An 18,297-nucleotide genomic window follows, 5' to 3' on the forward strand; every position below is an offset into this window, starting at 1 on the left:
CCTTACATGCACGGTGAGCGTTACAAGGCCATCAGCGCGCCCGGCACCTCGGCCGAGCACCCGTACGGCCGGCCGCGTCGCGATCGAATTCTGACAATGTGCTCCCGGTGGCGCCGACCGCGACGGCGACCCGGGCGGAGAGTGTGAATGGCGAAAGAAGAGTTGATGCAGTTCGACGGTCTCGTGCTCGAGATCCTGCCGGACGCGCGTTACCGCGTGCAGCTCGACCAGGGCCACGAGATCGTGGCCTACACGGCCGGCAAGATGAAGAAGAACCGCATCAAGACTCTGGCCGGCGATCGGGTCACCGTCGAGATGTCGCCCTACGACCTCGAAAAGGGCCGTCTGGTGTTCCGCCACAAGGACGAGCGCTCCTCGGGGCCCCGCCCGCCGTTCCGCGGCGGCAGCCAGTTCCGCCGGCGCTGAGTTCTCGTCCGTAACCGTGACTCGCAGGGGGCCGGGGTGATGAACCCTGGCCTTTCGCACATCTGAGGAAGACCCCCATGACGCGTCCCCTGGTGATCGCCCCCTCGATCCTGTCGGCCGACTTCGCCCGGCTCGGCGAGGAGGTCCGCGACGTCGTCGCGGCCGGGGCCGACTGGGTCCATATCGACGTGATGGACGGCCATTTCGTGCCGAACCTCACCTTCGGCCCGGTGGTGGTGAAGGCGCTGCGCCCGCACACGAATGCGGTGTTCGACGTCCACCTGATGATCGCCCCGGCCGACCCCTACCTTGCAGCCTTCGCGGAAGCGGGCGCCGACATCATCACGGTCCATGCCGAGGCCGGGCCGCACCTGCACCGCTCGCTCCAGACCATCCGGGCGCTCGGCAAGAAGGCGGGCGTGGCGATCAACCCGGGCTCGCCGGCGAGCCTGGTCGAGCCGGTGCTCGACATGGTCGACCTCGTGCTGTGCATGACCGTCAATCCGGGCTTCGGCGGCCAGAGCTTCATCGGCTCGGTCTGCGAGACGGTGTCGCGGGTGCGCGCCATGACCGCCGGCCGCGACATCGACATCGAAGTCGATGGCGGCGTGACGCCGGAGACGGCGCCGGCGGTCGTGAAGGCGGGGGCGAACGCCCTCGTCGCGGGCTCGGCCACCTTCAAGGGCGGGCGCGAGGCCTATGCCGGCAACATCGCGGCGATCCGCCGGGCGGCGGAGGGGGCGATGGGGCAGTGGGTGTGATCCAGCCGCGGATCCGATGATCTCGCGGTAGAGAACGCCACGCCGCGTTCCGAAGGCGTGGCGCCGCGCTCGGCTCGCCTGGACGAGAGCGAGCCGCGACAGATCAGCAGGCAGAGCAGAGTTCGGGCGGTCGAGCGATCGGCAGGACAGCGCCGGTCGAGGCCATGATTCCTGCCGCCGCATGCTGCGCCTTCACATGCGCCCGACCGACTCGATGAACCTCGTCGCTTGGCCAGACAGGGCGTCGGAGCGGGACGACATCTCCGCAGCGAGGCTCGAGACCCGGAAGGCCGCCGTGTCCACGCGGAGCCGGCCCCCCGCAGCATTTGGTGACGCCGGCTTCCGCGTCGCGTCAGCGATCTGACCAGACCTGTCCCGGCGGCGCGGGACTTTCGTACGGATCGACGCGAAACCTGATGCGACCATCCTGCACGGCTGCGTCAGCGCCCGGCGACCCGCCGAATCGCCCTTGGATGCGCCCGCGGGCCTCTCGGCGGTATGGCCTCCGCCGCGATCCGCGCCTTCCGCCGGTCGAGCCGGGCGGCGGATCGGCGCACCGCAACCACGCCGAGCACCGCGGCACCGCCGACGAGACATGGCACCAGAATCAGGGCGTAGGTCGTCAGGCTCATCATCGCAGGGTCGTCAACGTCAGCCTCGCACCGAAGTGTAGACCAACGCCGAGCACGAACCAAACGGCCATCAGCGCGAGGGTGAGCGCAGTGACGCGGCCCGTCGTTGCCATGGCGGCGGTGAGCGGGGCGACGATGCCCGTGATGGCGAAGCCGGCGGCCCCGATATTCATCAGGTTGGCGGTCAGCTTCACCTGCTCGTTGTGGACGAGGATGTCGCGGGCAAGCTGCGCCCGCTCGCGCTCCTCGTCGCCGTCCTCCTCACCCTCCTCGTCGGGTTGCAGCCCGCTCGCCATCCGCGATCCGGGCCCCGGTCACGGCCGGCCGGATTTGGGATAGCCCCGCGGCGCCATCGCCCCCGCGCCGCCGCGGTGCCCGACCCACTTCGCCAGTTCCTCGCCGGCTTCCGAGCGGGTGCGTCCGGCGCTGTCGGGCCAGGTCAGGCCGTCGGCGAGGCGGAAGATCACGACGGAGTCGAGCGTGCCGTCGCGGTACTTCTGCAGCCTTACGCCCTTGCCGCGGACCATCTCGGGAATCTCGGAGAGCGGGAACACCGTCATCAGCCGGTTGGTGCCGCAGACCGCGACATGATCGCCCTCCCCCACCTCGACGACGAGGCTCGCCGTCGCCGGCTCGTCGAGGCCGATCACCTGCTTGCCCTTGCGGGTATTGGCGACGAGCCCGTCGGCCGGCGTGACGAAGCCGCGCCCGTCGGTGGTGGCGAGCAAGAGCTTCACGCCGGGCTTGTGCGCCCAGACGGTGACGATCTCCGAGCCCTCGTCCATGTCGACCATCAGGCGGATCGGATCGCCGAAGCCGCGCCCGCCCGGGAGCTTGGCCGCCTCCAGGGTGAAGACCTTGCCGTTCGAGGCCAGCACCAGGATCTTGGCGGTGGTCTCGGTCGGGAAGCTGACCTTGAGGGTGTCGTCGCCCTTGAACTGCACGGCCGAGAGGTCGGCGACGTGGCCCTTGAGCGCCCGGATCCAGCCCTTCTGCGACACGATCACGGTGATCGGCTCGCGCTCGACCATCGCCTCGGAGAAGTCGATGCCGGAGGTGTCGGGCGGGTTCTCGAGGGTGGTGCGGCGGCGGCCGAGCGGCGTCTCGGGGCCGTAGGTCTTGCGCACCGCCCGGATCTGGGTCGCGATCGACTTCCACTGCTTGTCGTCGGAGCCGAGCAGGCCGTCGAGATCGGCCTTCTCCCTGGTCAGCGCGTCGTGCTCGCGCTTCAGCTCCATCTCCTCCAGCTTGCGCAAGCTGCGCAGGCGCGTGTCGAGGATGGCGTTGGCCTGCAATTCGGTCAGCTCGAAGACCCGCATCAGCTCGGCCTTCGGCTCGTCCTCCTCGCGGATGATCTGGATCACCCGGTCGAGGTCGAGATAGACGATGAGCAGGCCGCCGAGGATCTCGAGCCGGCGCTCGATCTGCGCGAGGCGGTGGCGGGAGCGGCGCTGCAGCACGACCCGGCGATGGTCGAGCCATTCGCGCAGCGCCTCGGCGAGGCCGATCACCCGCGGCACCGTACCGCCGACCAGCACGTTCATGTTGAGGGAGATTCGGCTCTCCAGCTCGGTCAGCCGGAACAGCGATTCCATCAGCATCACGGGATCGACGGTCCGCGAGCGCGGCTCCAGCACCACCCGCACGTCCTCGGCCGATTCGTCGCGCACGTCGGCGAGGAGCGGCAGCTTCTTCTCGTGCAGAAGCTCGGCCATCTTCTCGATCAGCCGGGCCTTCGGCACGCCGTAGGGAATCTCGGTGACGACCACCGCCCAGGTGCCGCGGCCGAGGTCTTCCTTCTGCCAGCGCGCCCGCACCCGGAATCCGCCGCGCCCGGTGCGGTAGGCCTCGGCGATCGAGGCCGCCGAATCGATCACGATGCCGCCGGTCGGGAAGTCGGGTCCCTTGACGAAGGTGGTCAGCTGCTCGGACGTCGCGGCCGGATGGGTGATGAGGTAGAGCGCGGCCTCGCACAGCTCCGCCACGTTGTGCGGCGGGATCGAGGTCGCCATGCCGACGGCGATGCCCTGCGAGCCGTTGGCGAGCAGGTTCGGGAAGGCCGCCGGCAGGACCACCGGCTCCTCTTCCTGCCCGTCGTAGTTGGGGCGGAAATCGACCGCGTCCTCGTCCATCCCCTCGAGGAGGAGGCGGGCGACCTCGGTCATCCGGCACTCGGTGTAGCGCTGGGCCGCCGGGTTGTCGCCGTCGATATTGCCGAAATTGCCCTGGCCGTCGACCAGGGGGTAGCGCTGGGCGAAGTCCTGCGCGAGGCGCACCAGGGCGTCGTAGACCGCGACGTCGCCGTGCGGGTGATACTTGCCGATCACGTCGCCGACGACGCGGGCGCACTTCTTGTAGGCGCTGCCCGGATCGAGGCGCAGCAGCCGCATCGCGTGCAGGATGCGGCGGTGCACGGGCTTCAGGCCGTCGCGGGCATCAGGCAGCGCCCGGTGCATGATGGTCGAGAGGGCGTAGGCGAGGTAGCGCTCCTCCAGCGCCGCCTTCAGGTCGACGTTCTCGATCCCGTCGCGGTCGGAGGGTGGCTCGAAGGGCTTTCCCATGGGCGGACGTCAACTCACGATTTCGGCGGTCTCAAGACCAGAACATAACACGAACATTTGCCGATTGCCAGGAACGGATAGCAACCCGTCCGTGCATTCGAACGAGGTTCAACCCGCCCCGGCGGTGCCGAGGGCGACGAAGCGCATCCGCTCCTCCGGCTCGGCAAGATCGCGCGGGCCCCAGATGTGCTGGTCGAGGAAATAACCCGTTAAGGTAAACCCTTGCTTGATGTCCCGCCCGGTCGGCACGTTGAGGCCGCTTCGGTCGGGCCGGTCGACCAGGAAGTCGGGCAGCGCCAGCAGCCGGTCGCGCCAGGGCTCGCCGGCGGCGGCGCTCACCGCCCGCCCGCTCTTCGGCGAGACGTAGGCGAGGTATTCGTTGGTGCCGGTGGCGGCGCAGGCCGAGAGGTCGAGCCCGAAGCCGAGTTCGGCCAGCATCGCGAGCTCGAAGCGCACCATCAGGGCGGGGGCGATCTCGGGCTCGTGCAGGTGGGCGATCAGCACCTTGGCGGCGGCGAAGAGCGTCGGGTGGGGATCGCGCTCGGGCAGGAGCCGCAGCAGCCCGGCGGCGTAGCCGATGCCGTAGAGGGCGAGGCGCGAGCCGATCAGCCGGGCGCTGGCGCTCTCGATCGGCTCGACCGCGTAGGCGCCCAAGCCCTCGTCGAGCCGCGCCCGCCACACCGCCCGCACCAGGTTGCCGGGCTGGAGCACCGGCTGCATCCGGCGCGAGCGCCCGCCATGGACTAGCCCGAGATGCCGGCCGTGCTCGGCCGTCATCAGTTCGAGGACGACGCCGGTCTCTCCGTGCCGCCGCGCCCCGAGAACCAGCCCGTCATCCGTCCATTGCATGGAAGGGTCAATAGTCGCTCGGGGGCCGGAATTGAACCGGTTTCCGGGATCAGGACCCGATCCGCTCGGTTCTGCGCGGGAGCCCATGCCGATCCTTCCCGGACATTCGACAGTCCCGAGGCGGTGGCTCTCCTGTTCCAACCGGCAGGCCGGTTCCGGCGAACGCGTGGTACAACGGCTCCCCGTCAGCGGCGATGCTCAAGGAGGCTCGATATGGACGGTCGAGACGTGCGAGCGGCACTGGATCGGCACTGGGCCGCGTCCGACGCAAGCGACTTCGAGGACGAGCACGACATCTACCGAGAGGATGCCGTCCTGGACTATCCGCAATCAGGCGAGCGCATCCGCGGGCGAGAGAAAATTCAGGCATCTCGCGCCGCCCAACCAAACCGGAAGCACTTCACGGTGCGCCGAATCACCGGCAACGGCGATCTCTGGATCACCGAATATGTTCTGACCTATGACGGGCGTCCGTCTTACACGGTCAGCATCATGGAGTTTTGCGACGGCAAGGTCGCTCGCGAGACCCAATATTTCGGCGATCCGTTCGAGCCGGGTCCGTCTCGCGCGCAATGGGTCGAGCCGATACCTTGAAGGTCGGTCATCGAAGCGGATGGCCATGAGACGAGAGCCGGCCGCATCTGCCGGGTCTTCGTGCTGCGGATAGATGATTTGCCCCGATGACCGCTGCTTGAACCCTCGGCGGCCCTTCGAACCGTCACGCCGAGGGGGTTCGGACCCTCAAGCTGGCCCCGGCCTTTTCTAGGCCGCCGGAAGGGACACGGCGAACCAGATCCGGGTGCCGCGGCCGGGCTCGCTCGCGACGCCGATCTGCCCGCCCATCAGCTCGACGAGGTGGCGGCAGATCACCAGGCCGAGGCCGCTGCCGCCGAAGCGGCGCCGGATCGATTCGTCGCCCTGGCCGAAGGGCACGAACAGCCGCTCCTGCTGCGCCGCCGACATGCCGATGCCGGTGTCGCTCACCGTGAAGAGCAGCCGGCCCTCGCCGCCGCGGCCGGTATCCGGGCTCACCGCCAGGACCACCCGGCCCGCCGGCGTGAACTTCACCGCGTTGGTGAGGAGGTTCAGCAGCACCTGCCGCAGGCGGCCGACATCGCCCATCACCAGGGTCGGGGTAGCGGGGTCACGCAGGACCTCGACCGCCACGCCCTTGCGGGAGGCGGCCCCCCGGGCCACCGCCGCCGTGCCCTCCAGCAGGTCGGCGAGGAGGAAGGATTCCGGATCGAGGGCGACCTGGCCCGCCTCGATCTGCGCCACGTCGAGCACGTCGTCGACGACCCGCATCAGGATCTCGCCGGCCTCCTGGACGGCGGCGAGGTGGCGCAGGGTCTCGGGCTCGCGCGAGCGGCTGAGCATGTGCTCGGTATAGCCGAGGACCGCATTGAGGGGGTTGCGGATCTCGTGGCTCATCATCGCCAGAAAATCCGACTTGGCGCGGTTGGCCTGCTCGGCCCCCTCCTTGGCATGGGCGAGCGCCTGCTCGGCGCGCTTGCGGGCGGTGATGTCCAGGGTGAGGCCGACGATGCGCCCGCTCAGGCCGTGGGCGTCGTCGAGGACGCGGCCGAGGCTCTGGATCCAGCGGGTGCCGCCATGCTCGGCCGTCACCCGCACGTCGACCGAGAACGGGGTGCGGGTGGTGACTGCCTTGGTGACCGCGTCCCACAGCATGGCGCGGTCGTCGGCATGGACCAGGCCGGTCCAGGCCGAGGAGGTGATGATGCAGGCCTGCGCCGAGAGGCCGTGCAGGCGCGCGCCCTCCGCCGAGAGCGAGAGCGCGCCGGTGCGCATGTTCCAGTCCCACAGGCCGACGCCGGCCGCCTTGTGGGTGAGGAGCAGCAGGTTGGTGGTGGCTTCCAGCGCCTGGTTGTCGGCCACGACGTCGTCGACATCGGCTGCGGTCATCATCCAGCCGGTGATGCCGGCACCCTCGCGGATTGGCACCACGTCGGTCTGGTGCCAGTGCCAGCGCCCGCTGGTGTCGCGCAGGCGGATCGTGAGGTCGTAGGGCTGGCCCGAGCAGATCGCCGAGGCGCGGGCGGAGGCCGCACGGTTGCGGTCCTTCGGGTGGATGGCGCTGTCCCAGCTGTCCGGCTCGCCGAGGCTCGAGCCGATCTCCCGCGCCGCCCGGTTGGCGAAGCGGACCGCCCCCTCGTGATCGAGCATCCAGATCTTCTGCGGCAACGCGTCGAGGATCAGGCGCGACGGCAGCCCGCTCATTCCCGGCTCGCTCTCCGGAAGCGCACGGCCGAGGGCATCGTCCGGTCCTTCCACCGGGATGCCCGCGATCGGGTGCGCGGTCCGCGCCGTCATCACCTCTCCTACGCAGTCGCCCCGGGCGTGGGGTGGCCGGCGCCCGGGCGACGCACCGGCGCGAACTTCGTCACGCCTCCGCCGCCGCCCGCATCCGACCGAATCGGATAAAAACCGAATCCTATCTCTGCTAACCTAAGGACGGGTTTTGTCCAAGAGCCCAATGCCGGCTTACAAAGCTTTCCCGCGCAAAATCGCCGTCGGACCATGATCTGCCAGAGCACCTTCAACATCATCTCGGCACTTGCCACCACGAGAGGCCGAATAGGGTGGCGCGGGGAGTGGAGGTGCGCCTACACAGTCCTAGGTGGCAGGCCGGCGCAAGAGGGCACCTTAAGAGCAAGTAAATTGGGCTCTCGTCATTTGCATGATGCCGTGCGGGGCCCCTTGGGAGCCGCGCTTCAGCGCGAACGGGCGTCCGGACAGGCCACCGCCTCGAGGCGCGCGGCGACGCGGTCCCGCGCCGCGGAATCGAGGCCGAGATGGACACCGTCGGGCGACCGGGCCAGGGAGGCGGGGTCGCGCAGGTCCGCGAAGGCATCGACGAAGCGGCAGCCGGCCCGGGCGCATTCCTCCGACAGGATCGCCGAATAGGCGGGCGCGGCGGCGACGTCGTAGAATGTCGTCACGCCGGGACGCCCGGCATCGAAGGGCGGCACCGCGGTGGCGACGACGCGCCGGGCCCGCGGCGCCAGCTCGGCGAACAGGGCGCGGGCCTCGTCCCGGAACCCCTCGGCCGCGTCGGGATGGCCGGAGCGCTGGCGCTGGGTGAGGTCGTTGGTGCCGATGGTCACCACGACCGTCTCCGGCGGCCGGGGCAGTTCGAGCCAGCCGGCCACCGCCCGCAGGCCCGAGATCCGCGTGCCCGCGATGGCGCCGTTGATGGCGGGTTGGCCGCACAGGGTCGGCAGGTGGAGGCGCTCCATCTGCGAATCGCCGAGGAGCAGGCCGTACGGCCCGTCGATCTGCTTGAGCTCGCTCGACACCGCGAAGGCCCGGGCCTCGCGAAAGGCCACCACACCCTGCCCGCTGCCGCCGGCGCGGTGCCGGATCACCAGGATCGCGGCGCTCCCGGCCGACAGGACGGCCAAGGTCAGGGCGATCCCAATCTTCGTTCTCGTGTGCACCCGTCCTCGCGTCCGAACTCGACGCCCCCGATCGTACAAGCGCCGCCCTCCGCCACGAGTCAATCGTGGACCTCGCGCAGACCTCGCCGGCATCTCGTGGGACATCTGGCGGTTATCCACAGGCCGGCAGTTTTCCTCTGACATCTTCACGCCTGATTCGGCGGTTCTGATCATGGTTGAGGGCAGGTAATCCGGAGAGCCCGCGCCATGATGCCAGTGGAGATCGACCCGTCCGAGGTGCGCCGGCCGCCGACGGACCCGCGCGAGAGCCTGCGCGCACGCCTCGGCCGTCCGGCGATGCTGGCGGGCCTGGCCGCGATCGGGATCGGCGGCTGCGCCGGCCTCGCGGCGGCGGCTTACCCGACGATCAGCGACCTGCTGCGGCCGCGGCCCGCGCAGGTGCATTTCGGCCGCGTCGCCGACATGCCGGAGATCAAGGACGGGATCCCAGCGCTGCGGACAAACCCGGTGCGGCAAGTGCCGATCACTCAGGCGTCCATCAACCAAGCGCCTGTGAGCCAGGCGGCCACGAGTCCCGACTCAACGGGTCAAGTCCCCACGGGCCAGGCGCCGATGGCGTCCGCGGTGCCGCCCACGACGCCGCCGGTCGCCCCCGCCGCCCTGCTCGATCCGAAGCCGGTCGGCGCGTCGGGCGCGTTGACGCAAACCTCCCCGGTGCCGGGAGCCCCGGCACAAGGATTCCAGTCGCAGGGGTCTTGGTCGCCCTCCTCCGACGGGGCCGCGACCGGCACCGCCGCCGCGTTCCAGCCCGTGCCGACCGCCGTTCCGAAGGCTCCGGAGACGCCGCGGCCGGTTGCCGCGCCCCGCGAGGCAGCGACGCCCCGCGAGGCAGCGACGCCCCGCGAGGCCACAATGGCCCACGAGCCGGCGCCACTGCCGCCGGCCCGGGCGGTGCAGGCCAAGGTCGAGCCGAAGCCCGACACCAAGCCTGCGGCCTCCCCGCGCGAAACGAAGGCCGAGCCGAAGGCGACGCCGAGGCCCGCACCGGCCCGGGAGGCCAAGGCCGAACCGGCGAAGCCCGCCCCGGCCCGGCAGGCGGCCGAGGCGGCCGTCGCCGAGAAGCGCCCGACCGACAAGCGCCAAACCGAGAAGCACGCGGCGGAGAAGCCGGTCGCCCGGCGCGACAAGCCCGAGGCGCATCCGCGCAGCGCCGCCGCCCAGCCTGCCGCGGCGCCTGCGCCCGAGGAGCCGACCCGCTTCCTCGGCGTACCGATGCCCGATCTCGCCCCGGCCGGCCGCGCCATCAAGGAGACGGTCGACGCGGTGATCTCCTTCCCGAGCCGGTTGTAATCAGCCGGCGGGGATCAGCGGCTCGCCGGCGCGGGGCCGGCTGCTACCCGGCCCGGCCCGCCCCGTCCAGCAGCTCGAGGACCAGTGCGTCGCGGTGCGGACGGCCGTACTCGTCGGTCGCCTCGACCGTGAGGCGGTGGGTGCCGGCCTTCAGGTCCCGCGGCAGGCGCGCGACCCAGAGATGCGAGCACGGCTCGGCCTTCACCCAGGGTTTCCTGGTGGCGGTATTGCGGGCGTAGAGCGCGGCGACGAACGGGTCCGGCCGGCGCGTCCGGGTCATCGGCACGAGCGGCCCGTCGCCGATCCGGAACGACACCCGGCTGCGCGGCCCGCCATCGAACAGGTTGACCACCACGTTGGTGCTGCCGGCGCTCTCGGCCGGGATTGTGGCGCCGAGCAGCTCGTAGAGCCGCGTGTCGGGCAGCCGGGCGAGGTCGTCGGCGTGGAACTGGCTCTCCAGCACGATCCGCATCTGGCGGCCCGCATCGTCGCTCGCCGGGACGTAGCGGGTGGTGGTGCGTCGCCCGCCGGTGATGCTGAGCACGTGGAAGCCGTGCGGCGTGCCGTCACGGCTGTCGGCGGTGGCGATGCCGCGCCGGTCCGGCGGCCCGCCCCACCACGAGCCCGACACGGCGGTGAGCACGTGGTGATGGTGCGCATCGTCCCCCGTCGCACCTTGCTGGAGTCCTGAATGGATTCCTGGCTGGATGCCTGGCTGGATTCCTGGCTGGATTCCTGGCCGGCCGTCGGGCCCGAGATAATGATGCTCGGTGGTATGGGTGTGGCCGGAGACGCTGAAGGATGGGCGCCCGGCGAGGAGCCGCAAGAGCTGCGCCCGGTCGGCGGTGCTGATGCCGGGATCGTCCGGCCCGAGATCGCTGGCCAGCGGGATGTGCATCGCCACCACCACGAGCCGGTCGGTGGGCGTCTGCCTCAGCAGGTTCTCCACGAAGGCGAGCTGGCGCTCGCCGATCCGGCCCTCGTAGCGCCCGCCCCGCCCCGCCGTGGCGGTGTGGGCCCCGAGGTAATTGACGTTGTCGAGCATCAGGAACAGCACGCCGCCATGCTCGAGCGCGTAATACGGCGCCCCGAAGCTGCGCTTGAAGGTCTCGCGGGCGTAGCGGGCGTCCGGCGCCTCGAAGTTGAGATCGTGGTTGCCGCCGATGTGGAACCACGGCAGGCCCATCTGGGCGACGAGCCGGTTCTGGCGCGGATAGAGCGAGAGGTCGTCGAACAGCACGTCGCCGGTGGTCATGCCGAAAGCGATCTTGCCGAAGGCGATCTTGCCGGATGCGCCCTGGCCGGAGCCGTCCTTCATGCCGAGCACCCGGGCGATGGCGGTCTCGCGCACGAAGGTCAGCTCGGCGTGGCTCTCCGGCTGCGGATCGGTGAACAGCACCACGTCGAAGTCGCCGCTCTCCGGGCTGCGCACCAGCCCGAAATCGACGGATGCCGGCAGCGGTCCGGTCGGCGCGATGCCGGGATAGCGCAAGGCGAGGTCCGGCGGGGTTCCGGCCGGCTGGTGCAGGTACGAGAAGCGCGGCAGGCCGTCCGACCCGAGGGGCAGGGCGAACCCGGTCGGCTTGATCACGAAGATCACCGCCTCGTCGCCGACCGGCAGGGTGTAGCGCCCGTCAGGACCGGTGCGGACGACCTCGCGGCCGTTCGAGACCAGCACGTCCGGCAGGCCCGGATCGTCGGGCCCGCGCCGCCCCTCGCCGCCCCTGTCCTCGTAGACGAGGCCGGTGACCTGCCCGGCGCCCGACGCTGCGGCGGCTGGCGCGCCCTGCGCCCGCGCCGCGAAGGGGGCGAGCGCCAGGGCCGTCGCGCCGGCCAGGGTCGTGCGCCGGGTCAGGGTGTTGTGGTCCGTCATCGCGGCTTCGTCCTCCCGGCAGCCGCGCCGCCGGGGCGCATCGAGGCTGCACGTTGATCCGCCCTCAAGGCAATCACGGCTCCTTGACGGTCCCGTGACGACGGTTCCCCCGGGGACGGATCACCCGCCCATGGCGCTGCACAGCTCCACCGGCACACCGTCCGCGTCCCGCACAGAGGCGATGATCTGGTCCCAGGGTTTGGTCACCGGCTCGGCCGCCGGGACCGCGCCCGCCGCCACGGCCCGGGCAAAGGCGGCCGCGGCGTCCTCGGCGACCGAACCCACCTCGAAGCCCGCCGGCGTCTCGGCGCGGCGGTTCAGGCGGAAGCCCGGGCAGGTCTGCGCGACGAGCCCTTCCTCCGCGAAGGCCAGGGCCGTCCCGCCGGTCTCGAGTTCCGCATATTGGCCGCTCTCGTGGACGAAGCGCGGCGCCAGCCCGGAGGCGCGCTCATGGAACGCGATGCTCGCCGCCACGTCCGGAACGTACAGGATCACGTAGCCGAGCCGAACGTCGGATCGTCCCCCCGCAGGCTTGCGCCGTCACGTCCCATTGCCCGCCGGGAAGGTCCGCGTGAACACCCGTCCCTCGGTGTCCTTGGCCGCCACCGTCACCGGCTCGGCGTTGCCGGCGAAGGAGAAGCGGAAGGTCGGATCCTCGCTGATCGAGATGCCGCCGGTCATCGAGAAGAGCGGCGTCTCGCCCTGGCGCACGCTCAGGGATTCGACGAACCAAGCCGGGGTGTAGAGGCGGGTCACCTGGTCCATCTGCAGGCCGGAATAATTGGGGTGGCGGACCTGCACCTGGGCCTCGCCGCGCTCCGCGAAGGCGCGGAACCGCATCTCGCCGAGATGGGCCTTGGCCTCGGCCGGATCCTTGACCGCCGGCGCCGAGCAGCCGCCCGCCGCCTTGACGTAGGCCTTGGTCATGTAGAGCCCGCCATCCTCGGTCTCGGCGATGGCCCGGACGTAGGAATAGGAATTCACCCGGATGCGGGTGGAGAGGTCGAAGCGGCGCTGGCCATCGGCGAACCGGATCGTGCCGACCACCGGCGAGGGGTTCTCGTCCACCACCAGGGTCAGGCTCTTCACCCGGCGGGCATCGCCGTCGGGCAGCGCGATCCGCAAGGTCACCGGCACGATGGCGGCGTCCTCGGCGCGCTTGGGTGCCTCGAGGCTCACGAGCCCGGCCCCGTCCCGGATCGGGCGCTCGCCCAGGATCGCGGGGCGCAGCTCGGTCCAGGTGGTCTCGGGCCGCTCGTCCTGCGCCGCGGCGGGCCCGGCCAGAGCCGCCACGATGGCCAGGGCCGACAACACCTTTGCCGACGACATTCTCATGGCACACCCCTCATGGCGTTCTCCCGGACACGAGCCTCTGCGGGCCTCTCGCGCTTCGACCAATGTAGTGGACGGGATCGCCCGGCACCAGGATAAGTCCCTGACGCGGCGCGGTTTCGGGCGCCATCTCGCCGGATGGTGATCGGCGGGGCGCCGTTGCGCGCAGGCGCCCGCCGGCCTATCCCGGGGCGGTCGCCCTGAGGATCGCACCCCTGAGGAATGCCGTGTCTGCACTCGCCGCCCTGCTGCCGGATCTCGGCCGCCGCACCCTGGTGATGGGCATCCTGAACGTCACCCCGGATTCGTTCTCGGATGGCGGCCGCTTCCAGGACCTCGACGCGGCGCAGGATCAGGCCGCCCGCCTGGTGGAGGAAGGCGCGGCCCTCCTCGATATCGGCGGCGAATCGACCCGTCCCGGCCACGTGCCGGTGCCGGCCGAGGAGGAGCAGGCCCGGGTGCTGCCGGCGATCCGCCTGCTCAGCCCCGCCCTCCCCGTCCCGATCTCGATCGACACCTACAAGGCCTCGACCGCCGAGATGGCCTTGCGGGCCGGGGCGCGCATCGTCAACGACGTCTGGGGGCTGCAGCGGGAGCCGGAGATCGCCCGGGTCGCGGCCCATCACGGCGCGCCGGTGGTGGTGATGCACAACCGCGAGACCATCGATCCCAGCCTCGACATCATGGACGAGATGCGGGCCTTCTTCGAGCGCTCGCTGACCATCGCCCTCCAGGCCGGCATCCCGGACCGCGACATCGTGCTCGATCCCGGGATCGGCTTCGGCAAGAGCTGGGAGCAGCACCTGGAGGCGCTGCGGCGCCTGCCCGAACTGAAGGCGCTCGGCTTTCCGCTCCTCGTCGGCGTGTCGCGCAAGTCGGTGCTCGGGCGCATCCACAACGCCGCGACCGCGCCGGCCGACCGGCTGTTCGGCTCGATCGCGGCTCACGTCACCGCGGCGTCGCTCGGGGCCGACATCGTGCGGGTCCACGACGTGCGCCCCCATGTCGAGGCCTGCCAGGTGGTCGACGCGATCACGCGGCCCGCCTCCCGCGCCGGAGCCTGACCGGGTGGACCGCATCCTGATCCACCGCCTCGCGGTGTTCGCCCGCCACGGCGTGCTGCCGGAGGAGGAGGTGCTGGGCCAGCGCTTCTATCTCTCGCTCGAGGCGCGCCTCGACCTGCGGGAGGCCGGACGCCGCGACGACATCGCCGCGACGGTGAGCTACGCCGACCTCGCCAGCCTCGCCCACCGCATCGCCACCGAGCGCCGCTTCCGGCTGATCGAGGCCCTGGCCGAGACGATCGCGCAGGAGGCCCTGGCGGCCTTCCCGGCGCTGGCCGGCCTCACCGTGCGGATCGACAAGCCGGGCGCGCCGGTGCCGCTGGTGCTCGACGGCGTCGCGGTCGAGATCACGAGGACGCGCGGTGACTGAGGCCTATCTCGGGCTCGGCAGCAATCTCGGCGACAAGGCCGCGATGCTCGACGCCGCGGTCGCGGCACTCGCGGCCACGCCCGGCCTCGCGGTGACGGCCCGCTCGCGCCACTACCGCACCCCGCCCTGGGGCGACACCGACCAGGACTGGTTCCTGAACGCCGCGATCGGCATCGAGACGACGCTCTCGCCGCACGCGCTCCTGGAGGCGTGCCTCTCCGCCGAGACCCGCCTCGGCCGGGTGCGCGAGCGCCGGTGGGGCCCGCGGGTGATCGACATCGACGTGCTGCACTATGCCGGCGCCACGGTCTCCGACGAGCGCCTGGTGCTGCCCCACCGGTTCCTGCGCGAGCGCGCCTTCGTGCTGGTGCCGCTGGCCGAGATCGCGCCGGACCTGGTGATCGGCGGGGAGACGGTGGCGGCGGCGCTGGCGCGGCTCGACCGGAGCGGGATCGAGCCGGTGGAGACGGGTGACTGAGGGCGTCCGCCCATGGTCCCGATCGAGCCCGGCGGTCCTCACACCCTCCGCATCATTCCGGGGCTCGCCGGAGGCGGGAAGTCGGGGCGGCCGACGTTTCGCATCATCCTGGACCGTGAGCGGTGATGGGTCCCGGGTTCCGCTGCGGGCCCCCGGGATGACGGAGGAGGGTTGCAGAACCGTCAGCTCGACATGGCGCTCGCCGTCTGCCTCTCATCCTACACCGACCGCGTGATCCCCCCATCCACCCGCAGGTTCTGCCCGGTGATGTAGCCCGCCCCCACCGAGGCCAGGAAGGAAACCACCGCGGCGATCTCGTCCTCGCGGCCGTAGCGGCCCATGGGAATCCGGTCGCGGATGCCCGGCTTCTCCGGCAGGCTGTCGACGAAGCCCGGCAGGATGTTGTTCATCCGGATGTTGTCGGGGGCGTAGCGGTCCGAGAAGAGCTTGGTGAAGGCGGCGAGCCCCGAGCGGAAGACCCCGGAGGTCGGGAAGGCCTGATCGGGCTCGAAGGCCGCGAAGGTCGAGATGTTGATGATCGTGCCGCCGCCCTGGCGCTGCATGATCGGCGTGACGAGGCGGGTCGGCCGCACCACGTTGAGGAAGTAGACCTCCATCCCGCGGGTCCAGTCCTCGTCGGTGAGGTCGAGGAGCGGACCCTTCGGGCCGTGGCCGGCGCTGTTGACGAGGACGTCGACCCGCCCCCACCGCGCCATCGTGCCCTCGACGAGGCGGGCAAGATCCTCGGTCGAGCGGTTCGAGCCCGTCACCCCGAGCCCGCCGAGGGACGCGGCCAGGGCCTCGCCCTTGCCCGAGGAGGACAGGATCGCGACCTGGAAGCCGTCCGCCGCCAGCTTGCGGGCGGCCGCGGCCCCCATGCCGCTGCCGCCCGCGGTGACGATGGCGACGCGCTCATCGCTGATCCCTTGGCTCATGATGTGTCTCCCGGTTCGGATGCCGTCTGCATGCCACGCCCTCGCTGGAGCGTCACGGCGCCGCGGGGCTCGCCCGCTCGAGGGGAAGACCGGCCTCGCCCCAGCCGTCGGTCCCGTCCGGATACCAGTGGACGCTCCGGTAGCCGAGGGCGAGGGCGCGCTTGGCGGCATTCCACGACATCCAGCAGTTCCGCTGGCAGAACAGCACCACGGGCTTGCCGGGGTTGCCCTCCGTCGCCGCCGCGAGGCCGCTCCGGAAATAATCTTCCGTCTGCGGCGCCAGCGCCCCGAAGCCGGTATTGGGCAGCCATTGGGCATGCGGGATGCTGTCGTGGGGCGCATCGCGCCAGATCGTACCGGGCGGCAGGGTGGTGGGCCGGGGTGGGCGCGGCAGCACGTCGATGAAGGCGGCGCCCCCCCGCCACAGCCGCTCGGCCTCCGGCGTGGTGACCGTCACGGCACCCCGCAGGGTGGCGGGCGTGGGGCTGCGATACTCCTCCTGGCGGTAGCCGTCGGGCTCGGGCGGCGCGCCCAGGGCGGCGGTCGCGGCCACAACCAGGATCGCGACCGCGAGCCCCCGCCTCACGGCTTCGGGTCCGTCGGCAGGAGCCGGTTCTCCTCCTCGTCGAGGAGCGGTACCGCGTAGTCGCGCAACACCGCCTCGATCTCGGCCCGGCGCTTGCGCAGGGCCGTGTTGAGGACCCGCTTCCACTCGTTCTCGCCGTGCCGCACCCCCATGGCGATGCGGTAGGCGAGCGGAGGCCGGTCGGGCTCGCGCAGGAGCGGCACCACGTCGAGGCCGCCGGCCTGATTGCCCGCCTCCTTTCCCGCCTGATTGCCCGCCTGCTTGCCGGACTCCTTGCCGGACTCCTTGGCGAGCCAGCCGGCGGCGGGCCCCCACAGCACGGCCGCGTCGAGCTTGCCCGAGGCCACGTCGGCGACGATCTCGGCCGAGACGGTCTGGTGCTTGCGCGCGGGATCGAACTGGTAGGGCGGATAGGGCTTCATCGTCGGCACGAGACCGACGGCGCCCATGCGCTCGACCGGGGGCGTGCCGACGATCACCCCGATCGCCTTGCCCTTGAGGCGCGGATCGTCGAGGCCCGACAGGCCGTCGAAGGTGCCGCGTCGCGACACCAGGACGTAGGCCGAGCGGTAATAGGGGTTGGTGTGCTGCACCAGCTCGCTGCCGAAGGCCGAGCCGATGATGACGTCGCACAGGCCGGTGCCCAGGGTGTTGCGCACGAAGCCGGGCCCCTGCGTGAGCCAGTAATACCGCAGGGGCACCTTCAGCTCGTCGGCGAGGATCGCCGCGATGCGGTTCTCGAACCCGTCGCCCTGGCGCTCGGAGGCGGGCATGTTGCCGGGATCGGCGCAGACCCGCAGCACGTCGGGCGTGACGAGGTCCGGCAGGTTCTGCGCCCGCGCCGGACCCGCGAGGGCCAGCGCGAGGCCGGCCGCCGGGAGGTAAGCCCGGAGAAGACGGATCCGAGCCATCAGCCGCCGAGGCACTCCTTCTCCTGCTTGCGCGCTGCCTCCGGCTTGTCCTCCTTGTCGCCCGGCCGCACCCGGCCCATGGCGCCTGCGGCCCGCGCCTTCAGGTAGACGTAGAGGTCGTCCATGTAGCAGGTGACGTTCTTGTTCTCGCCGAAGGCCGGCATGACCTTCTGGGTCGAAGCGTTCACGTCCTGCTTGCCGCCGACGACGATGCCGACGAATTCCTCGTAGGAGAGATACTTCAGCGAGTCCTTGAGCGCCGGGGCGTAGGTCGAGCCCATGCCGTCCGGGCCGTGGCAGACGTGGCACTCGGCGTGATAGCGGCGGTAACCGGAATAGCTGTACCAATCGACCTTCTTGCCGTTCTCGGTGATGTGGAAGGTCGGGGCGCCGGCGGCGTCGAAGTACTTGCCGTCCTCCACCTTCACGGCGGCGTCCTTGGCGAGCAGCTTCTCGTCGGGCTCGGCGGTCTTGTCGTTGGAGTTGAGCTGATTGGCGAGGGCCGGATCGGCTTTCTTGGCATCCTCAGCATGTACGGCAACCATCCCGATGGCTGCTAGGGCGAGGCCGGCCACGAACGGCCGCAGGACAGCTTTGCTGAGGTCACGCAACGGACGTTTCTCCCTGACAACTTTGGGTGGCTGCCGCAGGTACCGCGGCGCCACCGTCGTCAACGTCATCTAATCATGAGAGAGCCGGCGCGGAAACCCGCGCCGGCCCGGACTTAGGTCTGAGATGCTTTGGTCTCAG

At 70.9% G+C, this 18,297-nt stretch carries 19 protein-coding genes; 7 read left to right on the forward strand and 12 right to left on the reverse strand.

Annotated features, from left to right (window positions below):
• The first annotated feature begins 147 nt into the window (after positions 1–147).
• A complete protein-coding gene (gene infA, locus DA075_RS09780; RefSeq protein WP_048429304.1) occupies positions 148–426 on the forward strand; it encodes a translation initiation factor IF-1 in 279 nt (92 codons plus the stop codon).
• A 77-nt stretch (positions 427–503) separates the two neighbouring features.
• Positions 504–1,187, forward strand: coding sequence for a ribulose-phosphate 3-epimerase (gene rpe, locus DA075_RS09785; RefSeq protein ID WP_099953040.1), 684 nt, complete (start codon positions 504–506; stop codon positions 1,185–1,187).
• A gap of 631 nt (positions 1,188–1,818) precedes the next feature.
• Here the strand turns inward: rpe and DA075_RS09800 are convergent.
• The 3 genes from DA075_RS09800 to recO form a co-directional block, all read right to left on the reverse strand.
• Positions 1,819–2,115, reverse strand: a complete 297-nt coding sequence (locus tag DA075_RS09800) for a hypothetical protein (protein ID WP_099953043.1) — start codon at positions 2,113–2,115, stop codon at positions 1,819–1,821.
• 18 nt (positions 2,116–2,133) lie between these two features.
• Positions 2,134–4,380 (reverse strand): DNA topoisomerase IV subunit A, encoded by a 2,247-nt coding sequence (gene parC / locus DA075_RS09805; protein WP_099953044.1) that lies wholly within the window; start codon positions 4,378–4,380, stop codon positions 2,134–2,136.
• A 108-nt stretch (positions 4,381–4,488) separates the two neighbouring features.
• Positions 4,489–5,229 (reverse strand): DNA repair protein RecO, encoded by a 741-nt coding sequence (gene recO / locus DA075_RS09810; RefSeq protein ID WP_099953045.1) that lies wholly within the window; start codon positions 5,227–5,229, stop codon positions 4,489–4,491.
• A gap of 213 nt (positions 5,230–5,442) precedes the next feature.
• Here recO and DA075_RS09815 point away from each other — a divergent pair, with 213 nt between their 5' ends.
• A complete protein-coding gene (locus DA075_RS09815; protein WP_099953046.1) occupies positions 5,443–5,823 on the forward strand; it encodes a nuclear transport factor 2 family protein in 381 nt (126 codons plus the stop codon).
• 168 nt (positions 5,824–5,991) lie between these two features.
• Here the strand turns inward: DA075_RS09815 and DA075_RS09820 are convergent, their stop codons facing one another.
• Together DA075_RS09820 and DA075_RS09825 are read right to left on the reverse strand one after the other, a co-directional pair.
• Positions 5,992–7,560, reverse strand: coding sequence for a PAS domain-containing sensor histidine kinase (locus DA075_RS09820; RefSeq protein WP_099953047.1), 1,569 nt, complete (start codon positions 7,558–7,560; stop codon positions 5,992–5,994).
• Positions 7,561–7,961: 401 nt separating this feature from the next.
• The gene (locus DA075_RS09825; protein ID WP_164712279.1) at positions 7,962–8,687 is read right to left on the reverse strand and encodes an SGNH/GDSL hydrolase family protein; all 726 of its coding nucleotides are present in this window, start codon (positions 8,685–8,687) and stop codon (positions 7,962–7,964) included.
• A gap of 207 nt (positions 8,688–8,894) precedes the next feature.
• On the opposite strand from DA075_RS09825, the gene DA075_RS09830 reads away from it, so the two are divergent.
• Positions 8,895–9,998, forward strand: coding sequence for a hypothetical protein (locus tag DA075_RS09830; RefSeq protein WP_099953049.1), 1,104 nt, complete (start codon positions 8,895–8,897; stop codon positions 9,996–9,998).
• A gap of 43 nt (positions 9,999–10,041) precedes the next feature.
• Here DA075_RS09830 and DA075_RS09835 read toward each other — a convergent pair whose 3' ends face one another.
• The 3 genes from DA075_RS09835 to DA075_RS09845 form a co-directional block, all read right to left on the reverse strand.
• Positions 10,042–11,871 (reverse strand): calcineurin-like phosphoesterase C-terminal domain-containing protein, encoded by a 1,830-nt coding sequence (locus DA075_RS09835; protein ID WP_099953050.1) that lies wholly within the window; start codon positions 11,869–11,871, stop codon positions 10,042–10,044.
• A 120-nt stretch (positions 11,872–11,991) separates the two neighbouring features.
• Positions 11,992–12,366 (reverse strand): VOC family protein, encoded by a 375-nt coding sequence (locus DA075_RS09840; RefSeq protein WP_099953051.1) that lies wholly within the window; start codon positions 12,364–12,366, stop codon positions 11,992–11,994.
• Positions 12,367–12,411: 45 nt separating this feature from the next.
• Positions 12,412–13,200 carry a quinoprotein dehydrogenase-associated SoxYZ-like carrier gene (locus DA075_RS09845; protein WP_414468171.1) on the reverse strand — a complete coding sequence of 263 codons (789 nt, stop codon included), beginning with the start codon at positions 13,198–13,200 and terminating at the stop codon, positions 12,412–12,414.
• A gap of 281 nt (positions 13,201–13,481) precedes the next feature.
• Between DA075_RS09845 and folP the strand changes: the two genes are divergently transcribed.
• The 3 genes from folP to folK are packed head-to-tail and all read left to right on the forward strand — an operon-like array spanning position 13,482 to position 15,115.
• Entirely contained in the window at positions 13,482–14,267 is a 786-nt protein-coding gene (gene folP, locus DA075_RS09850; RefSeq protein ID WP_174800161.1) for a dihydropteroate synthase, read from the forward strand.
• A 4-nt stretch (positions 14,268–14,271) separates the two neighbouring features.
• Positions 14,272–14,637: a dihydroneopterin aldolase gene (gene folB / locus DA075_RS09855; protein WP_232385786.1), complete on the forward strand. Its 366-nt coding sequence runs from the start codon at positions 14,272–14,274 to the stop codon at positions 14,635–14,637.
• Positions 14,630–15,115 (forward strand): 2-amino-4-hydroxy-6-hydroxymethyldihydropteridine diphosphokinase, encoded by a 486-nt coding sequence (gene folK / locus DA075_RS09860; RefSeq protein ID WP_099953055.1) that lies wholly within the window; start codon positions 14,630–14,632, stop codon positions 15,113–15,115. The genes folB and folK overlap by 8 nt, the downstream gene beginning before the upstream one ends.
• A 218-nt stretch (positions 15,116–15,333) precedes the next feature.
• Here the strand turns inward: folK and DA075_RS09865 are convergent, their stop codons facing one another.
• The 4 genes from DA075_RS09865 to DA075_RS09880 form a co-directional block, all read right to left on the reverse strand.
• Positions 15,334–16,038 (reverse strand): SDR family oxidoreductase, encoded by a 705-nt coding sequence (locus tag DA075_RS09865; protein ID WP_210207050.1) that lies wholly within the window; start codon positions 16,036–16,038, stop codon positions 15,334–15,336.
• 64 nt (positions 16,039–16,102) lie between these two features.
• Positions 16,103–16,636, reverse strand: a complete 534-nt coding sequence (locus tag DA075_RS09870; RefSeq protein WP_099953057.1) for a PQQ-dependent catabolism-associated CXXCW motif protein — start codon at positions 16,634–16,636, stop codon at positions 16,103–16,105.
• Positions 16,633–17,547 (reverse strand): substrate-binding domain-containing protein, encoded by a 915-nt coding sequence (locus DA075_RS09875; protein WP_099953058.1) that lies wholly within the window; start codon positions 17,545–17,547, stop codon positions 16,633–16,635. The genes DA075_RS09870 and DA075_RS09875 overlap by 4 nt, the downstream gene beginning before the upstream one ends.
• Complete coding sequence (locus DA075_RS09880) at positions 17,547–18,158, reverse strand: c-type cytochrome, methanol metabolism-related (protein WP_099953059.1); 612 nt, start codon at positions 18,156–18,158, stop codon at positions 17,547–17,549. Before DA075_RS09880 ends, DA075_RS09875 begins: the two co-directional genes overlap by 1 nt.
• Positions 18,159–18,297: the final 139 nt, after the last annotated feature.

The organism is Methylobacterium currus (assembly GCF_003058325.1).
Lineage (GTDB): Bacteria > Pseudomonadota > Alphaproteobacteria > Rhizobiales > Beijerinckiaceae > Methylobacterium > Methylobacterium currus.